Source organism: Cupriavidus sp. GW821-FHT02F09, assembly GCF_059421605.1.
Genome location: NZ_JBWKVH010000034.1, coordinates 1 through 17417 on the forward strand (window position 1 = coordinate 1; position 17417 = coordinate 17417).

The 17417-nt window shown below is 64.6% G+C and carries 19 protein-coding genes and 3 tRNA genes; 10 read left to right on the forward strand and 12 right to left on the reverse strand.

Annotation, left to right across the window (positions count from 1 at the left end):
• Nucleotides 1–142 precede the first annotated feature (142 nt).
• Nucleotides 143–1045: a lipid A hydroxylase LpxO gene (gene lpxO / locus AC07XB_RS28325; RefSeq protein ID WP_492375016.1), complete on the reverse strand. Its 903-nt coding sequence runs from the start codon at nt 1043–1045 to the stop codon at nt 143–145.
• A 191-nt stretch (nt 1046–1236) separates the two neighbouring features.
• On the reverse strand, nt 1237–1548 hold the full coding sequence (locus tag AC07XB_RS28330) for a hypothetical protein (RefSeq protein ID WP_150986268.1): 312 nt from the start codon (nt 1546–1548) through the stop codon (nt 1237–1239).
• A 279-nt stretch (nt 1549–1827) separates the two neighbouring features.
• Between AC07XB_RS28330 and AC07XB_RS28335 the strand changes: the two genes are divergently transcribed.
• A complete protein-coding gene (locus AC07XB_RS28335; RefSeq protein ID WP_492375015.1) occupies nt 1828–2130 on the forward strand; it encodes a hypothetical protein in 303 nt (100 codons plus the stop codon).
• A 129-nt stretch (nt 2131–2259) separates the two neighbouring features.
• Here the strand turns inward: AC07XB_RS28335 and AC07XB_RS28340 are convergent, their stop codons facing one another.
• Entirely contained in the window at nt 2260–2943 is a 684-nt protein-coding gene (locus AC07XB_RS28340) for a Fe2+-dependent dioxygenase (protein ID WP_492831795.1), read from the reverse strand.
• A gap of 240 nt (nt 2944–3183) precedes the next feature.
• Between AC07XB_RS28340 and AC07XB_RS28345 the strand changes: the two genes are divergently transcribed.
• The gene (locus AC07XB_RS28345) at nt 3184–3471 is read left to right on the forward strand and encodes a hypothetical protein (RefSeq protein WP_492375013.1); all 288 of its coding nucleotides are present in this window, start codon (nt 3184–3186) and stop codon (nt 3469–3471) included.
• Nucleotides 3472–3594: 123 nt separating this feature from the next.
• On the forward strand, nt 3595–4035 hold the full coding sequence (locus AC07XB_RS28350; protein ID WP_492831797.1) for a hypothetical protein: 441 nt from the start codon (nt 3595–3597) through the stop codon (nt 4033–4035).
• Between the two features lie 129 nt (nt 4036–4164).
• On the opposite strand, the gene AC07XB_RS28355 is transcribed toward AC07XB_RS28350, so the two are convergent.
• The 4 genes from AC07XB_RS28355 to AC07XB_RS28370 form a co-directional block, all read right to left on the reverse strand.
• Nucleotides 4165–4240, reverse strand: a tRNA-Met gene (locus AC07XB_RS28355).
• 113 nt (nt 4241–4353) lie between these two features.
• Nucleotides 4354–4635: a hypothetical protein gene (locus AC07XB_RS28360; protein ID WP_492831799.1), complete on the reverse strand. Its 282-nt coding sequence runs from the start codon at nt 4633–4635 to the stop codon at nt 4354–4356.
• Between the two features lie 112 nt (nt 4636–4747).
• Nucleotides 4748–5593 (reverse strand): DUF1266 domain-containing protein, encoded by an 846-nt coding sequence (locus tag AC07XB_RS28365; protein ID WP_492831801.1) that lies wholly within the window; start codon nt 5591–5593, stop codon nt 4748–4750.
• Between the two features lie 274 nt (nt 5594–5867).
• A tRNA-Arg gene (locus tag AC07XB_RS28370) sits at nt 5868–5944 on the reverse strand.
• A 123-nt stretch (nt 5945–6067) separates the two neighbouring features.
• Here AC07XB_RS28370 and greB point away from each other — a divergent pair.
• Nucleotides 6068–6631 (forward strand): transcription elongation factor GreB, encoded by a 564-nt coding sequence (gene greB, locus AC07XB_RS28375; RefSeq protein ID WP_492375010.1) that lies wholly within the window; start codon nt 6068–6070, stop codon nt 6629–6631.
• Nucleotides 6632–6708: 77 nt separating this feature from the next.
• Here greB and AC07XB_RS28380 read toward each other — a convergent pair whose 3' ends face one another.
• The 4 genes from AC07XB_RS28380 to AC07XB_RS28395 all read right to left on the reverse strand — a co-directional run bounded on the left by AC07XB_RS28380 (nt 6709) and on the right by AC07XB_RS28395 (nt 11272).
• Nucleotides 6709–9126 carry a RelA/SpoT family protein gene (locus AC07XB_RS28380; protein ID WP_492375025.1) on the reverse strand — a complete coding sequence of 806 codons (2418 nt, stop codon included), beginning with the start codon at nt 9124–9126 and terminating at the stop codon, nt 6709–6711.
• Between the two features lie 257 nt (nt 9127–9383).
• Nucleotides 9384–9587 carry a DNA-directed RNA polymerase subunit omega gene (gene rpoZ / locus AC07XB_RS28385; RefSeq protein WP_006162413.1) on the reverse strand — a complete coding sequence of 68 codons (204 nt, stop codon included), beginning with the start codon at nt 9585–9587 and terminating at the stop codon, nt 9384–9386.
• 84 nt (nt 9588–9671) lie between these two features.
• Nucleotides 9672–10325, reverse strand: a complete 654-nt coding sequence (gmk, locus tag AC07XB_RS28390; RefSeq protein WP_043344606.1) for a guanylate kinase — start codon at nt 10323–10325, stop codon at nt 9672–9674.
• Nucleotides 10326–10330: 5 nt separating this feature from the next.
• Nucleotides 10331–11272, reverse strand: a complete 942-nt coding sequence (locus tag AC07XB_RS28395; protein WP_150986275.1) for a YicC/YloC family endoribonuclease — start codon at nt 11270–11272, stop codon at nt 10331–10333.
• Nucleotides 11273–11450: 178 nt separating this feature from the next.
• Here AC07XB_RS28395 and AC07XB_RS28400 point away from each other — a divergent pair, with 178 nt between their 5' ends.
• The 5 genes from AC07XB_RS28400 (at nt 11451) to hemW (ending at nt 16318) form a co-directional block, all read left to right on the forward strand.
• Nucleotides 11451–12500 carry a serine/threonine protein kinase gene (locus AC07XB_RS28400; RefSeq protein WP_492375008.1) on the forward strand — a complete coding sequence of 350 codons (1050 nt, stop codon included), beginning with the start codon at nt 11451–11453 and terminating at the stop codon, nt 12498–12500.
• 171 nt (nt 12501–12671) lie between these two features.
• Nucleotides 12672–13586: a PP2C family protein-serine/threonine phosphatase gene (locus AC07XB_RS28405; RefSeq protein WP_492375007.1), complete on the forward strand. Its 915-nt coding sequence runs from the start codon at nt 12672–12674 to the stop codon at nt 13584–13586.
• A 140-nt stretch (nt 13587–13726) separates the two neighbouring features.
• Nucleotides 13727–14446 (forward strand): ribonuclease PH, encoded by a 720-nt coding sequence (rph, locus tag AC07XB_RS28410; RefSeq protein WP_150986278.1) that lies wholly within the window; start codon nt 13727–13729, stop codon nt 14444–14446.
• A gap of 13 nt (nt 14447–14459) precedes the next feature.
• Nucleotides 14460–15077, forward strand: a complete 618-nt coding sequence (gene rdgB, locus AC07XB_RS28415) for an RdgB/HAM1 family non-canonical purine NTP pyrophosphatase (protein WP_492375006.1) — start codon at nt 14460–14462, stop codon at nt 15075–15077.
• Entirely contained in the window at nt 15074–16318 is a 1245-nt protein-coding gene (gene hemW, locus AC07XB_RS28420) for a radical SAM family heme chaperone HemW (protein ID WP_492375005.1), read from the forward strand. The genes rdgB and hemW overlap by 4 nt, the downstream gene beginning before the upstream one ends.
• A gap of 81 nt (nt 16319–16399) precedes the next feature.
• Here hemW and AC07XB_RS28425 read toward each other — a convergent pair whose 3' ends face one another.
• The gene (locus AC07XB_RS28425; protein WP_492375004.1) at nt 16400–16924 is read right to left on the reverse strand and encodes an outer membrane lipoprotein; all 525 of its coding nucleotides are present in this window, start codon (nt 16922–16924) and stop codon (nt 16400–16402) included.
• A gap of 273 nt (nt 16925–17197) precedes the next feature.
• Between AC07XB_RS28425 and AC07XB_RS28430 the strand changes: the two genes are divergently transcribed.
• Nucleotides 17198–17287: transfer RNA gene (locus AC07XB_RS28430), tRNA-Ser, on the forward strand.
• Nucleotides 17288–17417 lie beyond the last annotated feature (130 nt).

Below are 17417 nucleotides of genomic sequence, written 5' to 3' on the forward strand. Positions count from 1 at the left end.
AAGGGGCGGGTGCTCTTAGCATCGCTCCATTATGAACAAAGCCTCCCGCGTTGGGGAGGCTTTGTCAGCAATCTGAGGGCCGGCATCAGCCGGCCCATTCTTCTTGCGCAGTAACGCTTTCGAGCTTTCGAGCTTTCGAGCGTTACAGGTACACGATCAGCGCCACGCCGGCGGCGATCAGGCCGAACTTGACCACGTAGTAAGCCGGCCGGCTCCACGCCTTGAAACGCCGGCGATACTGGCCGCAAATCCAGACAAAGCGGAACAGGCGGTTGATCATGCCGGTCTGGTCGGACTCTTCGTTGGGCGAGCTCGCCGCGGTCATGACCTTGCGGCCCAGCCAGCGGTTGATCTTGCCAGCCCAGCCGAAGCGCATCGGACGCTCGATATCGCAAAACAGGATCAGCCGATTGCTGTCGCTCTTGTTCTCCGCCCAGTGCAGGTAGGTCTCGTCGAACACCACGCCCTCGCCATCACGCCAGCTATGGCGCTCGCCGTCGACCTCGATAAAGCAGCGGTCGTCGTTAGGCGTGGCCAGGCCCAGGTGATAACGCAGCGAGCCCGCGAACGGATCGCGGTGCGGATTCAGCTTGCCGCCAGGCGGCAGCTCGGCGAACATCGCCGCCTTCACGCTCGGCAGGCCGCGCAGCAGCTCCACCGTGCGCGGGCACAGGACCTCGGCCGACGGATGGCGGGCTTCGTACCATTTCAGGTAGAAACGCTTCCAGCCGTACTTGAAAAACGAGTTGAAACCGGCATCGTTGTTCTTGTCGGCGGCCTTGATCTTGCGCATGGCAGCCAGGGCCAGGCCTTCGTCGCGAATCTCCGGCCACGCAGCGCGGATCTTCTCCAGCTCGGGAAAACGCTCGACGGGGATGTAGGGCGTGCGCGGCACGCCGGAAAAGATGTACATGAAGCAGTTGACCGGGGCCACCAGGGCCGAATGGTCGAGCAACTGGCGCCAGATGCGCAGCCTCACCTTGCCGCGGAAATGCACGTACAGGATCGCTCCCAGGTACGCCGCGACGATTATCCACTTGATCACCCGAAATCCTCCATATCAGCAGTACCGCGCGCAGTTGCATACGCGTAGCAACGCGACGGTGTCGGGGGCGAAAACCCGTAGTGTATCGAAATGGGAGGCGCCCTGCTGGATGATAGCGATACGCCACACGCCGATCCATCGCTCAGGATCGGCGGCGCAAGCGGCCTAAGCCGCCGGAGGGCGGCCCCGCCTCAGGGCGTGCCGCGGGATTGCCGGGCGATGCGCTCGATCAGCGCGTTGGCGTCGTCCGGCAAGCCCTGCAGCGTCAGCAGGCGCGCGTTGAGTACCATGTTCTCCAGCACCAGCTTGGCGGTGGAAGCCCACATGGTCGCCAGCAACGCGTCCACCGGCATGCCGGCCGTCTCCATGGCGCTGGAGCGCTGCGCCACCAGGCGGCACACCAACGCGCGCAGCGTGGCGTCGTCGAAAGGCAGGTCGGCATAGTCGATGGGGTCTTCCTTCTCGACTTCCACCATCAGTTGCAGCAGCATGTCTTCGGTCATCGGCAAGCTCCCAGGAAGGCTTCAAGGGTCGGATGGTCCTGTTGATGACGCTAATCCTCGGCCCTTGCGTTGTCAATGTGGTGGCCGATCGGCACTGGCGCATTGGCACAATGACGCAATGACAACAGGCACCGGGCCCGGCACCCGCACCCGCGCCTGGGACGGGGACAGGGACATCCGATGACTCAGGGTAAGCGATAGACAGGTCCCATCAATCAGCAATGAACAAAGCGTGTAAGCTCCGGTCTGATCTTTACTTCCAACCAAACACCAGAGTTCATGACCGAGCGTTTGTTGTCAGCCATGCGTCAATACGCATGGTTCAGTGGTGTCAAGCACCACGTGGTCCAAGGTGTCGAAGCGCTGGCTACCTTGCTCAAATCTCCCGCAGTCGCAGCCCGCGCAGTGGCTGCCATCGTTGCAGAAACCGAACAGGGCGTGCAGGTGTGGGTGTCCTACTTCGGCAAGCCGATGGATCCGCATACCCAATACGTGTTCTGGCCGATGCAGCGCGCGCTCAAGCCCGCGCGACGACGCGTAGCCATGGCCCCGCTGCCACCGCAGCACCGGGATCGCCGCTAGCCTCGCTGCACCATGCATCGCGAATGGCTGGCCGATGCCGGCGATTCGCGAGTATCAAGCCGAGGCATCCTGCCTCAACATCCCCTCCCCGCTTCGCTCCCCCGTTTCCCTCGTTTCCCACGCCGCCGCTCAGGCGTCGGCCCAGCGCCGCAGCAGGTTGTGATACACGCCGGTAAGCCCCACCACGGCCGCGTCCTTGTGCCCCAGTGCCTGGCCGACACGCTGGATCTGCGTATCGAGCTCAAACAGTACCGAACGCTGACCCTCGTCGCGCACCATGCTTTGAATCCAGAAAAATGACGACACGCGCGCGCCGCGCGTGACCGGGCTGACGTGGTGCAGGCTGGTCGCCGGGTACAGCACCATATGCCCCGCTGGCAGCTTCACGCGTTGCTGCCCGTAGGTATCCTCCACCACCAGTTCGCCGCCGTCGTAGTCTTCCGGCTCCGTCAGGAACAGCGTCGCCGAGAGGTCGCTGCGCACGCGGAAGTTGGTGCCGCGCAGGTGGCGGATCGCGTTGTCGATATGGTTGTCGAACGCGTGCCCGCCCTCGTAGCGGTTGAACAAGGGCGGATAGACCTTGAGTGGCAGCGCGGCCGAGATAAAGAGCGGATTGGCGCCCAGCGCATCCTGGATCAGGTCGCCTACCTGGCGCGCTACCGGCGAGCCTTCGGGCAGTTGGAGGTTGCGCTTGGCCAATGCCGACTGATGCCCGGAAGTGGCGTTGCCGTCGGTCCACTCAGCCGCGTCCATCCAGGCGCGGCATTGGGCAATCTGCGCCTTTGTCAGCACATCGGGGATCTGCAGCATCATGATTTCAATTACCTCGGCAAGACGGTTGGCCTGGGGCACCTTGCCGTGCCCCAGGCGAGCGCCGATTGTAAGAGAAAGCCATCGATCATACAAATGGGAATCATTATCAGTAACGACTGACCTTGACCTGACGCAAGCCCTGTACAGGGGAGCCGCCCTGTAGGCCTTGTGCCGACATGCGTCGGGCATGCGGCCTACTACAATGGATTGCACCCAGTCCACATTGCCAAGGAGACGGAAATGCCCGAACCGGTACACGACGAAGCGTTGGTCAACCTCTACCTCGAGCAGATTTCCGCCCTGTCGATCAGCGCCTTCGATGGCGCGGATGTGACCGAGGAACTGGGACAGGTCGTGCGCGAGGCCGTCGGTCAGTGCGGCGCAAGCAAGACCGCCCCGCAGGGCAATAACCTGCGCGTGCTGATCGAGCGCTTGACGGCCCGGTCCGAGGCAGCGGCGCGCGAAGGCCAGCCGCAAGTGCGAGACACGTTTTCGCGCGCGGCCGAACTGGCCCGGGCGCCCGCCTGAATCTCTGGCAGGCGCTGTGCGGGCGCAAGCCAGCGCGACACTGAACCACTCAGCGGATCACAGTCTCTTATTGTTATCGCCCGGCGCCCGCCGGGCGCGATCCGTTGGCGAACCCGAAGCCCCATGCACCGCGCCTTGCTCCGCTTGTTGTTAACTGTGACAGTGCTGTGCGTGGGCGCATGCGCCGGATACCCTTACTACGACCCTTACGACAGCTACAACCCCTACGATCCCTACGGGTTCCACGAGGGCGGCGTAGCCTATCCCGCTGGTACTTACGCCTACGGGTATGGGTACGACTACGCGCTGCCCTACTATGGCGGGTTCTACGGCCCCGCCTTCTACTACGGTTACGGCGGCTATCACGGCTATCACGGCTATCACGGCTATGGCTACTATCGCGGCCCCGGCTACCACGCGGGCGGGCCACGATACTACGGCGGCTATCACTATCACTCCGGCATGGCGCACGGCTACTACCATGGCGGTGGTGGCTGGAGAGGTACGGGAGGTACGGGAGGCGCACGAGGCGGACGCAGCGGAGGCGGCCGCGGGCGGCACTGATCAGCGCGAACCCATGGCGCACGCAATGCAAAGCGGCCCCGCGCAACGCTCGGGTTTCGTACCTTTGGGAATTTGCAGAACTTGGCCAGGACGGCCCGGAGACTAGCTTCGGAGACCAGAAAAGGTCTTTGGTTGCGGGGGCAGGACTTGAACCTGCGACCTTCGGGTTATGAGCCCGACGAGCTGCCAACTGCTCCACCCCGCGTCCGAGAGGCCGGATTATGGTGGATCCCGCCGCGCATTGCAATCGCTTTGTGACGTCATCGTGAAAAACCCGCCATCGAGCACACCTCGCGCACGGCAAGGACGACATGCCCGCTAGTCCGTCACCGGCCCCACCAGCCTATCCACGAGCTGATAGGCCGCAGCGAACGCAGCAACTTCGGCAGCGTGCCGGGTAGCAAACTGCGCGCCGTCGCCCGACAAGCGCTCAATGTCGCCGGCATCGGAGGGATCCGCGCCCTCCTGGCAGACGCGCACCTCGTACCCCCACTGGGCAACCTTGCCCAAAGCCGGAACGCCGCCATCGCCCGGCCTCGATATGAGGACATAGACGTCCATGCCCCGATAGGCTTCCACCCGCCAGTCCGCATTGCTCATTGGATATCCCCGTGGTTCTTGCCGCAAGCAAGAAGCATAGCGCTTGGCGCCCCCCCCGGCGCTCCTGAACCAGCCTAGGCCGCCAACACCAGCCCCGCAAGACGGTGCGCGCCTATACACCATGGCGCGCAGCGTGATAGCGCACCCCGCGCATAGGACTATCCGAATCGTCGAGGCAATGCCGGACAAACGCCAGCTGCCGCTGCAAACCCGCGCCAGGCCCGGCCCACATTGCCCGGCCCAGCAGGTAGCTCACCGCAACCTCCTGCCAGGACGCCATCTGCGCGAAGACCTGCGACGCCGCCTGCTCGATCACGGCCCAGGACTGCGCCTCGGTTTGCATGCCACAGTCGTAGGCGGCCCGCGCGACATGTATCGCCCGGCTCATGTCCCAGGCCAGCACGCCACGCGCAAGATCGACCCGCGAGCCGAGCAGGCGACTCGCGCGCAGGTCCGGCATGGCGCGCTCGAGATTGTCAATGCAATGGGCAAGGCGCACCGGATCGAAGCGATCATTGAGCAGCACGATCTCACGCTCGCGCGCCGTGCGCGGCACCGAGAACAGGATCCGGCAGACCTGCGGATACAGCGCGCGGTGCCCCTCCTCCAGCAGCCACGCCAGCGTGCCCCGCGCCTCGCCGGCCGTATGGATATGCCAGTCGGCAGCCAGCGCGCCCGCCTGCGTGCGCGAATCCACACCGGTGGCAAGGGTGCTGACGTTAAGGGTCAACCGCGCATCGTGCAAAAAGCCCACCAGCAAACTGCACGTGCGCTCGCCGATGGCCGACGCAGCCTTGCCCTCGATCGCCTGGCTACAGACACGGTCTTGCAAGACCGGCCCGCGCTCCGCCGCTGGCGGCAACGCGGCTGGCGGCATGCCCGGCTTGCGCTGACGGCATGCGGCACTGGCCACAACGGCGAGCACGGCGGCACAGACGAACCACGGCAACGATCGCATCGCAAGACGCTCCAGAGGAAAGCGCGATCGCTCGGCCCGGCAGATCGGGAAGCAGCAGCAAGAGAGCAATCCGGTTATGAACGCGCGAGGATGCGCACCGGAATAGAGATTAGCGAGAGGAAGCTCGGCAGACGATGAGACAAGTCTCAATCGCAGCGATTACCGTCGACGCGCGGCGGAACGCCGTAGAATGGCCAGACTAGGAACCGAGAGTGACAGCAGAAGCCAAAATGAAAAAAGAGCTTCCATTTCTGGAAGCTCTTTTTGCAATGAGTGGTGCGGCTGGCAGGATTCGAACCCACGACCCCTTGGTTCGTAGCCAAGTACTCTATCCAACTGAGCTACAGCCGCACTCGAGAAAGAAATTATAACGTACTTTTGAAATTTGGGAACCCCCCTGCCCCACTTTTTTTGCTTTTCCCGCCGGCAGGCCGCCGCTTCCTATAATGACAGCCCCGCAGATGTGATCGGATCATGAACAAGGCATTTGTCAAAGAGTCACCCGGCGACGAGGACGACGACCTTCCCGAAGGCGCCACCCCGCTGCCACCCGGCACCAAGAACTACATCTCGGCGCAAGGCTACCAGCGCTTGCGCGATGAACTGATGCACCTGATCGACACGGCGCGCCCGGAGGTGGTCCAGATCGTTTCGTGGGCCGCATCCAATGGCGATCGTTCCGAGAACGGCGATTATCACTACGGCAAGAAGCGCCTGCGCGAGATCGACCGCCGCATCCGCTTCCTGACCAAGCGCCTGGAGAAGGCTGAGGTGGTGGACCCGTCCCTGCAGGGCGACAACGACCAGATCTTTTTCGGCGCCACCGTCACCTATGCCGACCAGGCCGGCGAGGAAACCACCGTGACGATCGTCGGCACCGACGAGGTCGACCTCGACAGCAACCACGTGAGCTGGATCTCGCCGATCGCGCGCGCGCTGCTCAAGGCGCGCGAAGGCGATACGGTGCCGCTGCGCACGCCAGCCGGGGTGGAGCAGATCGATATCCTGAAAGTCAGCTATCCCGGCAGGGAAGCGTAACCGATCGCCGCCGCGCAGCCGGAAAAGCACTGAGCCCGGCTCGGCCGGGCTCAGTGCTTGCGTGCGGGAAGGCTGCGTCAGCCGTCGTTGCGGTCGCGGAAGATGCGGATGACGTCGGGGTTGCGCCGCAGAGCCCGCATCACGTTGGCAAGATGCAGGCGGTTCTGCACCTGGATGATGAACTGCATGTAGGTGGCTTCCTGATGGCCGCCCTCCTGCTGCTCCATCGCCACGTGCGCAACGTTGGCGTCGGCCGAAGTCAGGTCGGCCGCCACGCGGGCGACGATGCCCTTGACGTTGCGCACCATCACCTTGATCGACACATCGAACGAGCGCGTGGTCTTCTTCGCCCACATCACATCGATCCAGTGCTCCGGGTCCTTGCTGTGCAGGCGCTTGGCTATCTTGCAATCCTGGACGTGAATCTGCAAACCCTCGCCCTTGCCCAGGTAGCCGACGATGGAATCGCCGGGAATCGGCCGGCAGCATGACGAGAAGATCATCGACATGCCTTCATCGCCGGTGATCGGCACCGCGGGGGCTTCTTCGCCAGCGAAGGTCTGCACGGCCGCCAGCAGCGCGCTGTCGACATCGCCGGAAAGCTCTTGCAGCAGGATCTCCATGCGCTTGGCCACGACGGCCGGCACGCGCCGCCCCAGCGCCAGGTCGGCAAAGATGTCCTCCTTGTGCTTGTTGCCGGTCCACTGCACCATGCGGTCCCACACCGACTGCGGCAGCGCCTTGAGCTCGATGCCGAGCTGTCGCGCCGACTGCTCCAGCAGGCGTTCGCCAAGCTGGATGGCTTCGTCGAGCCGGGTGGTCTTGAGATAGTGGCGGATGGCCGCGCGCGCCTTGCCGGTGCGCACGAACGCCAGCCACGCCGGATTGGGCTTGGAGTACGGTGCCGTCACCACCTCGACAATATCGCCGCTCTTGAGTTCCGTGCGCAGCGGCAGCAGCTCGTTGTTGATCTTGACCGCCACGCACTGGTTGCCGAGGTCGCTGTGCACGGCATAGGCGAAATCGAGCGCGGTGGCGCCGCGCGGCAGCGCGCGGATATGCCCCTTGGGCGTGAACACATAGACCGCATCCGGAAACAGGTCGATCTTGACGTGCTCGAGAAATTCCTGCGAATCGCCGGTCTGGCTCTGGATATCGAGCAGCGACTGCAGCCACTGGTGCGCCTGCTGCTGGATATCGTTGGCCTGGTCGGCCTGATGCTTGTACATCCAGTGCGCGGCCACGCCGGCTTCCGCGATCTGGTGCATGTCGCGGGTGCGGATCTGGAACTCCACCGGCGTGCCGAACGGGCCCACCAACGTGGTGTGCAACGACTGGTAGCCGTTGATCTTGGGAATGGCGATGTAGTCCTTGAACTTGCCCGGCATGGGCTTGTACAGCCCGTGCAGCGCGCCCATCGCCATATAGGTGTGCATCTGGGTTTCGACGACGACGCGGAAACCATACACATCGAGCACCTGCGAGAACGACAGCTGCTTGTCGTGCATCTTGCGGTAGATGCTGTAGAGCGTCTTTTCACGCCCCGACAGCTCCGCCACGATGCCCGCGTCGCCCAGCGCCTTCTGCGCCGTTTCGAGAATGCGCTTGACCACCTCGCGCCGGTTGCCGCGCGCGGCCTTGACCGCTTTTTCCAACGTGGCATAGCGGAACGGCGAACCAACCTTGAAGGACAGTTCCTGCAGTTCCCGGTACGTGGTGTTGAGACCGAGCCGATGCGCGATCGGCGCGTAGATCTCCATGGTCTCGAGCGCAATCCGGCGCCGCTTTTCCGGCGGCACGAAATCCAGCGTGCGCATGTTGTGGGTGCGGTCGGCCAGCTTGACCAGGATCACCCGCACATCGCGCGCCATCGCCAGCAGCATCTTGCGGAAGCTCTCCGCCTGCGCCTGCTCGCGGCTCTGGAATTCGAGCTTGTCCAGCTTGGTCAGGCCATCGACCAGCTCGGACACCTTGGGGCCGAATTTTTCCGCCAGCTCGCTCTTGGTGATGCCCTGGTCTTCCATCACGTCGTGCAGCAACGCCGCCATGATGGATTGGACATCGAGCTTCCAGTCGGCGCACAGTTCGGCCACCGCTACCGGATGCGTGATATAGGGCTCGCCGCTCTGGCGATACTGGCCGAGGTGAGCCTCGTCCGAGAACTGGAAGGCTTCGCGCACGTGCGCCTGATCCGCCGGCTTGAGATAAGCAAGCTTCTCCATCAGCCGGGTGATCGAGATCACCTGCTGGCGCGGGGGCACTGCGGGTTGCGAGGTCGGGCCGAAGAAGTGACGATAGGACTGCGCCAGCACCGCGTCGATGAAGAGCGCATCGCCCGGCGCCGCGCCCTGCGGCGCATCGCTCAGCTCACTTTCGGCGGCGGTCTGGGCGGCTCTTGCCTTGCCTGCACCCATTGCGGGGGCAACGGCACGCTCGCCAACGACATCGTTGCCAAGCGGATCGGGAAGATTGGGAGCGCCGGTACGCGCCGTCACGGTCGACTGACCGGGCACGGCGCGCTTGCGCTGAACGGGTGGCACTGCATCGCCACTCGCGTCACCAGTGGCTTCTCCGCGCGATCGCGCCGGCGTGGCCGTGGGGCTGGCCGTCGCGACAGGGGAGGAAGGCTGGGAGGAAGACATGTGGGCGGCTTCTGTAATCTGGCTGGTTAAGCAAGTACGCGAACAAGTACGTTAGCAGAGTCTCAATGCAAAGGTACGCGTTGCTAGGACTGGCCACCGCCGCCCGAAAATCAGGTCGGTACCTTCTTGAGCATCTCGATGCCGATCTGGCCCGAGGCGATCTCGCGCAGCGCCACAACCGTGGGCTTGTCCTTGGCCTCGACCTTGGGAGTGTGACCCTGCACCAGCTGACGGGCCCGGTACGTTGCCGCGAGCGCGAGCTCGAAGCGATTCGGGATGTGTTTCAGACAATCTTCGACGGTAATACGCGCCATATGTAATCCACCTCGGGACAAAACCTTATGCGATGCCGGCTATTTTACAGCACGCGGCAAGAAACGTTCCCGCCGCGCTCCGGATCAATGAATACCGAGCTCGATGAAGAGGTCGGCGTGACGCGCCTTTTGTGATGAAAAACGCAGACGGGTAGCGCGGATGACGCTGCGAAGCTGTTCGAGCGCCTGCTCGAAAACCTCGTTGATGATGACATAGTCCGACTCGGACGCGTGGGCCATCTCGCTGCCTGCTGCCAGCAGGCGGCGCACGATCACGTTCGGCTCGTCCTGGCCGCGCTTGTTCAGGCGTTCTTCAAGCGCTTGCAGCGACGGCGGCAGGATGAAGATCTCCATGGCGTTGGAAAAACGCTGGTGCACCTGCTGCGCGCCCTGCCAGTCGATTTCCAGCAGCACATCGTTGCCCTGGGCCATCTGTTGCTCGATCCACACTCGCGAGGTGGCGTAGTAGTTGCCGTGCACTTCCGCCCACTCGAGGAATTCGCCGCGATCGCGCGCCGCGCGGAACGCGTCCACGGTGGTGAAGTGGTATTCGCGGCCATCCTGCTCGCCGGGACGCGGCGCGCGGGTGGTGTGCGAGATGGATAGGCGAATGGCCTGGTCCTGCGCCAGCAGCGCGTTGACCAGGGTGGACTTGCCGGCGCCGGAAGGCGCCACCACCATGAACAGGTTGCCGGGATAGGCGGTGTCGATGGCGACGTGGGACGACGTTTCACTCATGATGATTATTCTAGGTTCTGAATCTGTTCTCGCATCTGCTCGATCAGCAGTTTGAGTTCCATGGCGGCATCGGCCAGTTCTTTGGCCGCTGATTTGGAGCCCAGCGTGTTCGCTTCGCGGTTGAGCTCCTGCATCATGAAATCGAGCCGCTTGCCAACCTGCCCGCCCTTCTTGAGGATATGCCGGGTTTCGTTCAGGTGGGCCTGCAGGCGCGACAGCTCTTCGGCGATGTCGATGCGGATGCCGTAGACCGTGGCTTCCTGGCGGATGCGCTCGCCGATTTCGTCTCGGCTCATTGAGGGCATGCCGCCGGGCGCGACCAGGTTGAAGGCCTCCTGCAGGCGTTCGGTGAGCTTGTCCTGGTGATGGGCGATCAATTGCGGGATGGTGGGCGTGAGGCGCTCGACGATGGCCAGCATGGCTTCGATGCGCTCGTCCAGGGTGGCCTTGAGCGCGTCGCCCTCGCGGCGGCGCGCTTCCAGCAACTGGCCCAGCGCTTCCTTGGCTGCGCCCGTCACGGCCTCGCGCAGGGCGTCCTGCGACAACTCGGGCTCAACCAGCACGCCGGGCCAGCGCAGGATCTCGCCCATGCGCAGCGAGCCGGCTTGCGTGAAGGTGGCTGCTACCGTGGCCTCGATCGAGCGGATCTGCGCCAGCAAGGCGTCGTTGAGCGCCAGCGTGGTGCCGCCGGCGCCGGCATCGGCGCGCTGCAGGTTGATGCGGCATTCCAGCTTGCCGCGCGACAGCTTCGCCATGAGCATTTCCCGCAGCGCCGGCTCGAAGGCGCGGCATTCTTCGGGAGCCCGGAAAAACAGGTCGAGGAATCGCGAATTGACTGTGCGGAACTCCACCGAAACGGATGCGGTCCTGCCGGTTGGCGCGCCTTGCGCGTCCGTCAGCGGCGCCTGGCGCGTCGCCAGGCCGTAGCCTGTCATGCTGTGGATCATTAAGTAGTCTCGCGAAATGGCCATCTGGCCGCATGGGTTCAAACAGCCCGGGGAGCCGGCAGCCCCGCAACCACGCTGGTTGAACGCCGAAAAGAGAGGCCAAAATGGCCGCTATTGTGTTCTTTACAAGTCTTCGATTAGTCAGGACAATCCGGAGGCAATCAAGGTCCCGAATCCTATGACAGAGCCAAAGGGCGCATCACCTCCAAAGAGCGCACCGCTGCCCATCGGCACGCTGCTGTCCAACTATCGTATTGTAAAGAAGTTGGCCAGCGGGGGGTTCAGTTTCGTCTACCTTGCCACCGACGAGACTGGCTCCCCTGTCGCGATAAAGGAGTACCTGCCGTCGTCGCTGGCACGCCGCCAGCCCGGCGAGCTGATCCCGGTGGTGCCCGAGGAAAGCGCGGCGTCGTTCCGGCTGGGGCTCAAGTATTTCTTCGAGGAAGGCCGCTCGCTGGCGAAGATTTCGCATCCCAGCGTGGTGCGCGTGGTGAATTTCTTCCGAGAGAATTCCACCGTCTACATGGTGATGAACTACGAGCTGGGCAAGACACTGCAGGAACACATCCTGCACGCGCGCCAGCAAGGCCGCGCCAAGGTGCTGCGCGAACACTTCATCCGCAAGGTCTTCCACGACCTGATGAGCGGCCTGCGCGAAGTGCATATCCACAAGCTGCTGCACCTGGACATCAAGCCCGGCAACATCTACCTGCGCGAAGACGAATCGCCCATCCTGCTCGATTTTGGTGCCGCCCGCCAGATCCTGACCATGGAGGCCGCGCGCTTCCAGCCCATGTACACGCCGGGCTTTGCCGCGCCGGAGCTGTACGGCAAGCATTCCGAGCTGGGCCCGTGGACCGACATCTACAGCCTTGGCGCCACGCTCTACGCCTGCATGGCCGGCATGCCGCCCCAGGAGGCCAACCAGCGCGAGAAGGACGACCGCATGGCGGACTCCATCACGCGACTGCGCGCCAGCTATACCGACGGCCTGGTGGACCTGGTCGAATGGTGCCTGCGGCTGCCCCCTTCCGAGCGGCCGCAGAGCGTGTTCCGGCTGCAAAAGGAGCTGCGCGAACAAACCAATGCACTAGGCGAGCAGGCCGCCGCGCCTGCAGCCGCGGCCGCCGAGCGCCCCCTCGCAAGCCGGTTCCTGACGCTGCTGCGCAAGCGCGAGGAGCCAGCCGCGGCAGTCCAGGCCAAGGAGGCCGGCGCAAGCGGCGAATAAAGCACGTAGTGGCGCCATCCCCCGCGCCATGCGCAGCCGCCTCCGTGCCCCCCTTCTGCCACCATTTACAACTATGATGAGAACCGTCGCCTCGCGGCCCGCCCGCACGCTGTGCCGGTGGAGCGCGCGGATGACGCCGCCGTCTCTCAAGAACTGACTCCTACAGCCACCATGCGATTCTCCGTCTACCAGGAAAGCAGAAAAGGCGGCCGCCGCATCAACCAGGACCGCATGGGCTATTGCTTTACGCGGGATGCCCTGCTGATGGTGCTGGCCGATGGCCTGGGCGGCCACGCGCTGGGCGAAGTCGCCGCGCAGCAAGCCTTGCAGACCCTGGCGCGCCAGTTCCAGGCCCAGGCCCGGCCTTCGATCCGCAATCCTGCCGATTTCCTGCAGGACACCATCATGCTGGCCCACCGGGAAATCCATCGCTACGCCGAGGCCAACCAGCTGGCCGACGTCCCGCGCACCACTGTGGTCTGCTGCCTGGTCCAGAACGGCCAGATCCACTGGGCCCACGCCGGCGACTCGCGCCTCTACCTGGTGCGCAAGGGCAACCTGCTGACCCGCACGCGCGACCACTCCAAGATCGAGAACCTGCTGCAGCAGGAGCGCGTGCTGCCAATGGATGTGGCCAACCACCCCGAGCGCAACAAGCTCTACAACTGCCTGGGTTCGCCCAACCTGCCGCTGATCGATATCGGCGGCCCGCTGCGGCTGGAGCCGGGCGACGTGGCGCTGCTGTGCTCCGACGGGCTGTGGGGCAGCATCGAAGAGCAACTGCTGATCGAGAAGGTCACCAACTTGTCCGTGGTGCATGCCATCCCGGACCTGATCGAGCAGGCGCTGCACAACGCCGGCGACGGCGCCGACAACACCACAGCCATCGCCATGATGTGGGAACTCGACGCCCACCTGTCCAACGAGGACTCGGTCGCCACCGAGACCCTGCCGCTCAACACGTTCACCACCTCGATCCTGGAGAACAACGGCGGCGATACCGACCTGCTCTCCGAGGAGGAGATCGAGCGCTCCATCGCTGAGATCCGCGCGGCGATCGACAAGACCAGCAATTTCATGCGCTGAGCCCGGGCCAAAGTACCGCCCGCGCCGCAATGGCGCGGGAATTCGCACGCCCCCGCGGGGGGAGTTGGCGCAGGACGCGCACGCGCAGCCCGGCGGCGTTAAAATCCGGGTCCTGAATCGATTTCCGAGAAAACCCCCACATGCGACCCAGCGGACGCGCAGCCGATGCGCTGCGCCCTATTGCTCTGACCCGCCACTACACCCGCCACGCCGAAGGTGCTGTCCTGAGTGCCTTTGGCGACACCAAGGTGCTGTGCACCGCCAGCGTGCTGGCCAAGGTGCCCCCCCACAAGAAGGGCAGCGGCGAAGGCTGGGTCACCGCCGAGTACGGCATGCTGCCGCGCGCCACCCACACGCGCTCGGACCGTGAAGCCGCCCGCGGCAAGCAGACCGGGCGCACGCAGGAGATCCAGCGCCTGATCGGCCGCGCGATGCGCTCGGTGTTCGATCTGTCCGCGCTGGGCGAATTCACCATTCACCTGGACTGCGACGTGCTGCAGGCCGATGGCGGCACCCGCACCGCGGCCATCACCGGCGCGTTCGTGGCCGCCCATGACGCTGTTTCCGCCATGCTGCGCGACGGCCAGATCAAGGCCAGCCCGATCCGCGACTTCGTTGCCGCCGTGTCGGTTGGCATGGTGGATGGCGTGGCCGTGCTCGACCTGGATTATGCCGAGGACAGCAACTGCGACACCGACATGAACGTGGTGATGACCGGCAGCGGCGGCTTTGTCGAAGTGCAAGGCACCGCCGAGGGCGTGCCGTTCAGCCGTGCCGATCTCGATGCGATGACGCGCATCGCCGAGCAAGGCATCGCCGAACTGGTGGCGCACCAGCGCCGCGCGCTGGGCCTGGCCTGATACGGTGAACGCCATGCAACGCCTGGTCCTCGCCTCCAACAACCCCGGCAAGCTCGGCGAGTTTGGCGCGCTGCTGGCGCCGCTCGGCTTCGAGGTGGTCCCGCAGGGGCAGCTCGGCATTGCCGAGGCCGAGGAGCCCTACGCCACCTTCGTCGAGAACGCCCTCACCAAGGCGCGCCACGCCAGCCGCCTGGCCGGCCTGCCCGCGCTGGCGGATGACTCCGGCATCTGCGTCGACGCGCTGGATGGCGCGCCGGGCGTCTACTCGGCGCGTTATGCGCAACTCGTGGGCAAGCCCAAGTCCGATGCCGCCAACAACGCGCACCTCATCTCGCAGCTGGCCGGCAAGCTCAACCGCCACGCCTACTACTACTGTGTGCTGGTGCTGGTGCGCCATGCCGAGGATCCGCGGCCGGTGATCGCCGAGGGCGTGTGGGCTGGCGAGGTGGTCGACGCGCCGCGCGGCAACGCCGGCTTTGGCTACGACCCACACTTCCTGCTGCCGCACCTGGGCAAGACCGCGGCCGAGTTGAGCGCCGAGGAAAAAAACGCCGTCAGCCACCGTGCGCTCGCGCTCAAAGCGCTGACCGAGCGCCTGCAGGCCGGCGGCCCCGGGACTGGCTGCCCATGATCCCGATCGTTCCCCTGGCGTCCACGGGCGCCAGCGCCCCCGCCGATACCAAGTCATTGTGGCTGCAGCCGGGCCAGCTCGCGCTGCCCGGCTCCCCGCCGCTGTCGCTCTACGTGCATATTCCGTGGTGCGTGCGAAAGTGCCCGTACTGCGATTTCAACTCGCATGCCGTGCCCGGCGCGGCGGACAGCCACGACATCCCGGAAGACGCCTACCTGGACGCGCTGCGCGCCGACCTGGAGCAATCACTGCCGCTGGTGTGGGGCCGCCAGGTGCACACGGTATTCATCGGAGGCGGCACGCCTAGCCTGCTGTCGGCCGCCGGCATGGACCGGCTGCTGTCGGATATCCGCGCGCTGTTGCCGCTGGACGCCGACGCCGAGATCACGATGGAGGCCAACCCCGGCACGTTCGAAGCAGAGCGCTTCGCCAGCTATCGCGCCAGCGGCATCAACCGCTTGTCCATCGGCATCCAGAGTTTCAACGACCGCCATCTTGCCGCGCTTGGCCGCATCCACGGCGGCGCCGAAGCCCGCGCGGCGATCGGCATCGCGCTGGACAACTTCGACAACGTCAACCTCGACCTGATGTACGCGCTGCCTGGCCAGACGATGGCGGAATGTGCCAATGACCTGGAGACGGCACTCTCGTTCAACACCACGCACCTGTCGCTCTATCACCTGACGCTGGAGCCCAACACGCTGTTCGCCAAGTTCCCGCCGGCGCTGCCGGATGACGACAGCGCGTATGAAATGCAGGACCTGATCGAAGCACGCACCGCGCAGGCGGGCTACGTCCACTACGAAACCTCGGCCTACGCCCGGCCGCACCGGCAAGCGCGCCACAACCTGAACTACTGGCGCTTTGGCGACTACCTGGGCATCGGGGCCGGCGCGCACGGCAAGCTATCGTTCCCGCACCGGGTGCTGCGCCAGATGCGCCACAAGCATCCCGCCACGTATATGGCGCAGGCCATGGCCGGCAACGCAGTGCAGGAGCAGCACGATGTCGGCGCAGCCGACCTGCCCTTCGAGTTCATGCTGAACGCGCTGCGTCTCACTGACGGCGTGCCGGCCAGCACGTTCTTCGACCACACCGGGCTGCCGCTGCACACCATCAGCCGCGACCTGGCCGCCGCCGAAAAGAAAGGCCTGCTGGAAGCGGATCTCGCTACCATCAAGCCCACAGAACTGGGACGGCGCTTCCTGAACGACCTGCAGGAGATGTTCCTGAAAGGTTGATCGCATACCACGCTGCCACAAGCAAAACGGCCACCCGAGGGTGGCCGTTTTGCTCGCGTGCGCGGCGCGAAGGCACGCCGGTCAGTACGGCGTCGCCATGTCGTTGGCCACCTGGGCGCGGGAACCGATGCGCAGACTGCTTACGTTGCGTTGCGTCACGGTAGCCATGCGGCCATCGTCCAGCCGCACGTTGACGCGATACACGGTATCGGTGCTGCTGCCTGCGCGCTTCTCGATCTGGTTGCCCGCCACGCCACCCGCCACGGCGCCGCCGATGGTGGCAATGGTATTGCCGGTGCCCCCGCCGATCTGGTGGCCCAGCAAGCCGCCGGCCACGCCGCCGATTACCGTGCCGAGCAAGCCCGAGCTGTTTTGCTGCGTCGTCACCGGCTCGATCGATTCCACCCGGCCATAGAACACCGAATTCGCGGGCGCCTGGTAGGTGTTGGTGCCCGGGGGCGGGGGCGGTGCCTGATAGGCTGCTTGCTGCGGCGCACCGTAGCCACCACCATAGCCGCCGCCATAACCACCACCGGGCGCCGCGCAACCCGCCAAACCCACCACCGCGGCCGCCGCCGCCACGCCCAACAGAGTCTTGCCGTTCATTGGTTATTCTCCTCGATTGACTGCTACTGCATGGAACAGGAGGGAGCGCCCACATGGGCACGACTCCCCTCACGCATGATAGGAGCATGAATCCGGATTGAAGGTTCCGCCGTGTCCGACAGGCACCGACAAGGCCACAGGCATTTTCTCATGCCCCCAGGCCGCGCGGCCTTGCTATAATGCGCGGCGCTGGCCGTAGCGCCAGCATCGAAGCAGCATGCGGCACGGACAGGGGCCTTCCCTGTTCGCGCTACAATGCCTGCTCTTCCCCCGGGAAGCGTGGCCGAGTGGTTTAAGGCAGCAGTCTTGAAAACTGCCGATGGGGTGACCCATCCGTGAGTTCGAATCTCACCGCTTCCGCCAAATTTCCAGATTAAATCATTGATTTTGAATGGCTTTTTATGCCAAATGGCTGCCATTTGGTATGACATCATCTGCGGGATGGGATTGGAAGTCTTATGCCTCGCGCTCAGGCCACTGATCGCTGATTTGC

Excerpts from the sequence above, each read along its gene's own strand:
- AC07XB_RS28330 (WP_150986268.1), bottom strand. The coding sequence starts at position 1,548 with ATGACCGAAGACATGCTGCTGCAACTGATGGTGGAAGTCGAGAAGGAA.
- AC07XB_RS28335 (WP_492375015.1), top strand. The coding sequence starts at position 1,828 with ATGACCGAGCGTTTGTTGTCAGCCATGCGTCAATACGCATGGTTCAGT.
- AC07XB_RS28340 (WP_492831795.1), bottom strand. The coding sequence starts at position 2,943 with ATGATGCTGCAGATCCCCGATGTGCTGACAAAGGCGCAGATTGCCCAA.
- AC07XB_RS28345 (WP_492375013.1), top strand. The coding sequence starts at position 3,184 with ATGCCCGAACCGGTACACGACGAAGCGTTGGTCAACCTCTACCTCGAG.
- AC07XB_RS28350 (WP_492831797.1), top strand. The coding sequence starts at position 3,595 with ATGCACCGCGCCTTGCTCCGCTTGTTGTTAACTGTGACAGTGCTGTGC.
- AC07XB_RS28360 (WP_492831799.1), bottom strand. The coding sequence starts at position 4,635 with ATGAGCAATGCGGACTGGCGGGTGGAAGCCTATCGGGGCATGGACGTC.
- AC07XB_RS28365 (WP_492831801.1), bottom strand. The coding sequence starts at position 5,593 with ATGCGATCGTTGCCGTGGTTCGTCTGTGCCGCCGTGCTCGCCGTTGTG.
- greB (WP_492375010.1), top strand. The coding sequence starts at position 6,068 with ATGAACAAGGCATTTGTCAAAGAGTCACCCGGCGACGAGGACGACGAC.
- rpoZ (WP_006162413.1), bottom strand. The coding sequence starts at position 9,587 with ATGGCGCGTATTACCGTCGAAGATTGTCTGAAACACATCCCGAATCGC.
- gmk (WP_043344606.1), bottom strand. The coding sequence starts at position 10,325 with ATGAGTGAAACGTCGTCCCACGTCGCCATCGACACCGCCTATCCCGGC.
- AC07XB_RS28395 (WP_150986275.1), bottom strand. The coding sequence starts at position 11,272 with ATGATCCACAGCATGACAGGCTACGGCCTGGCGACGCGCCAGGCGCCG.
- AC07XB_RS28400 (WP_492375008.1), top strand. The coding sequence starts at position 11,451 with ATGACAGAGCCAAAGGGCGCATCACCTCCAAAGAGCGCACCGCTGCCC.
- AC07XB_RS28405 (WP_492375007.1), top strand. The coding sequence starts at position 12,672 with ATGCGATTCTCCGTCTACCAGGAAAGCAGAAAAGGCGGCCGCCGCATC.
- rph (WP_150986278.1), top strand. The coding sequence starts at position 13,727 with ATGCGACCCAGCGGACGCGCAGCCGATGCGCTGCGCCCTATTGCTCTG.
- rdgB (WP_492375006.1), top strand. The coding sequence starts at position 14,460 with ATGCAACGCCTGGTCCTCGCCTCCAACAACCCCGGCAAGCTCGGCGAG.
- hemW (WP_492375005.1), top strand. The coding sequence starts at position 15,074 with ATGATCCCGATCGTTCCCCTGGCGTCCACGGGCGCCAGCGCCCCCGCC.
- AC07XB_RS28425 (WP_492375004.1), bottom strand. The coding sequence starts at position 16,924 with ATGAACGGCAAGACTCTGTTGGGCGTGGCGGCGGCGGCCGCGGTGGTG.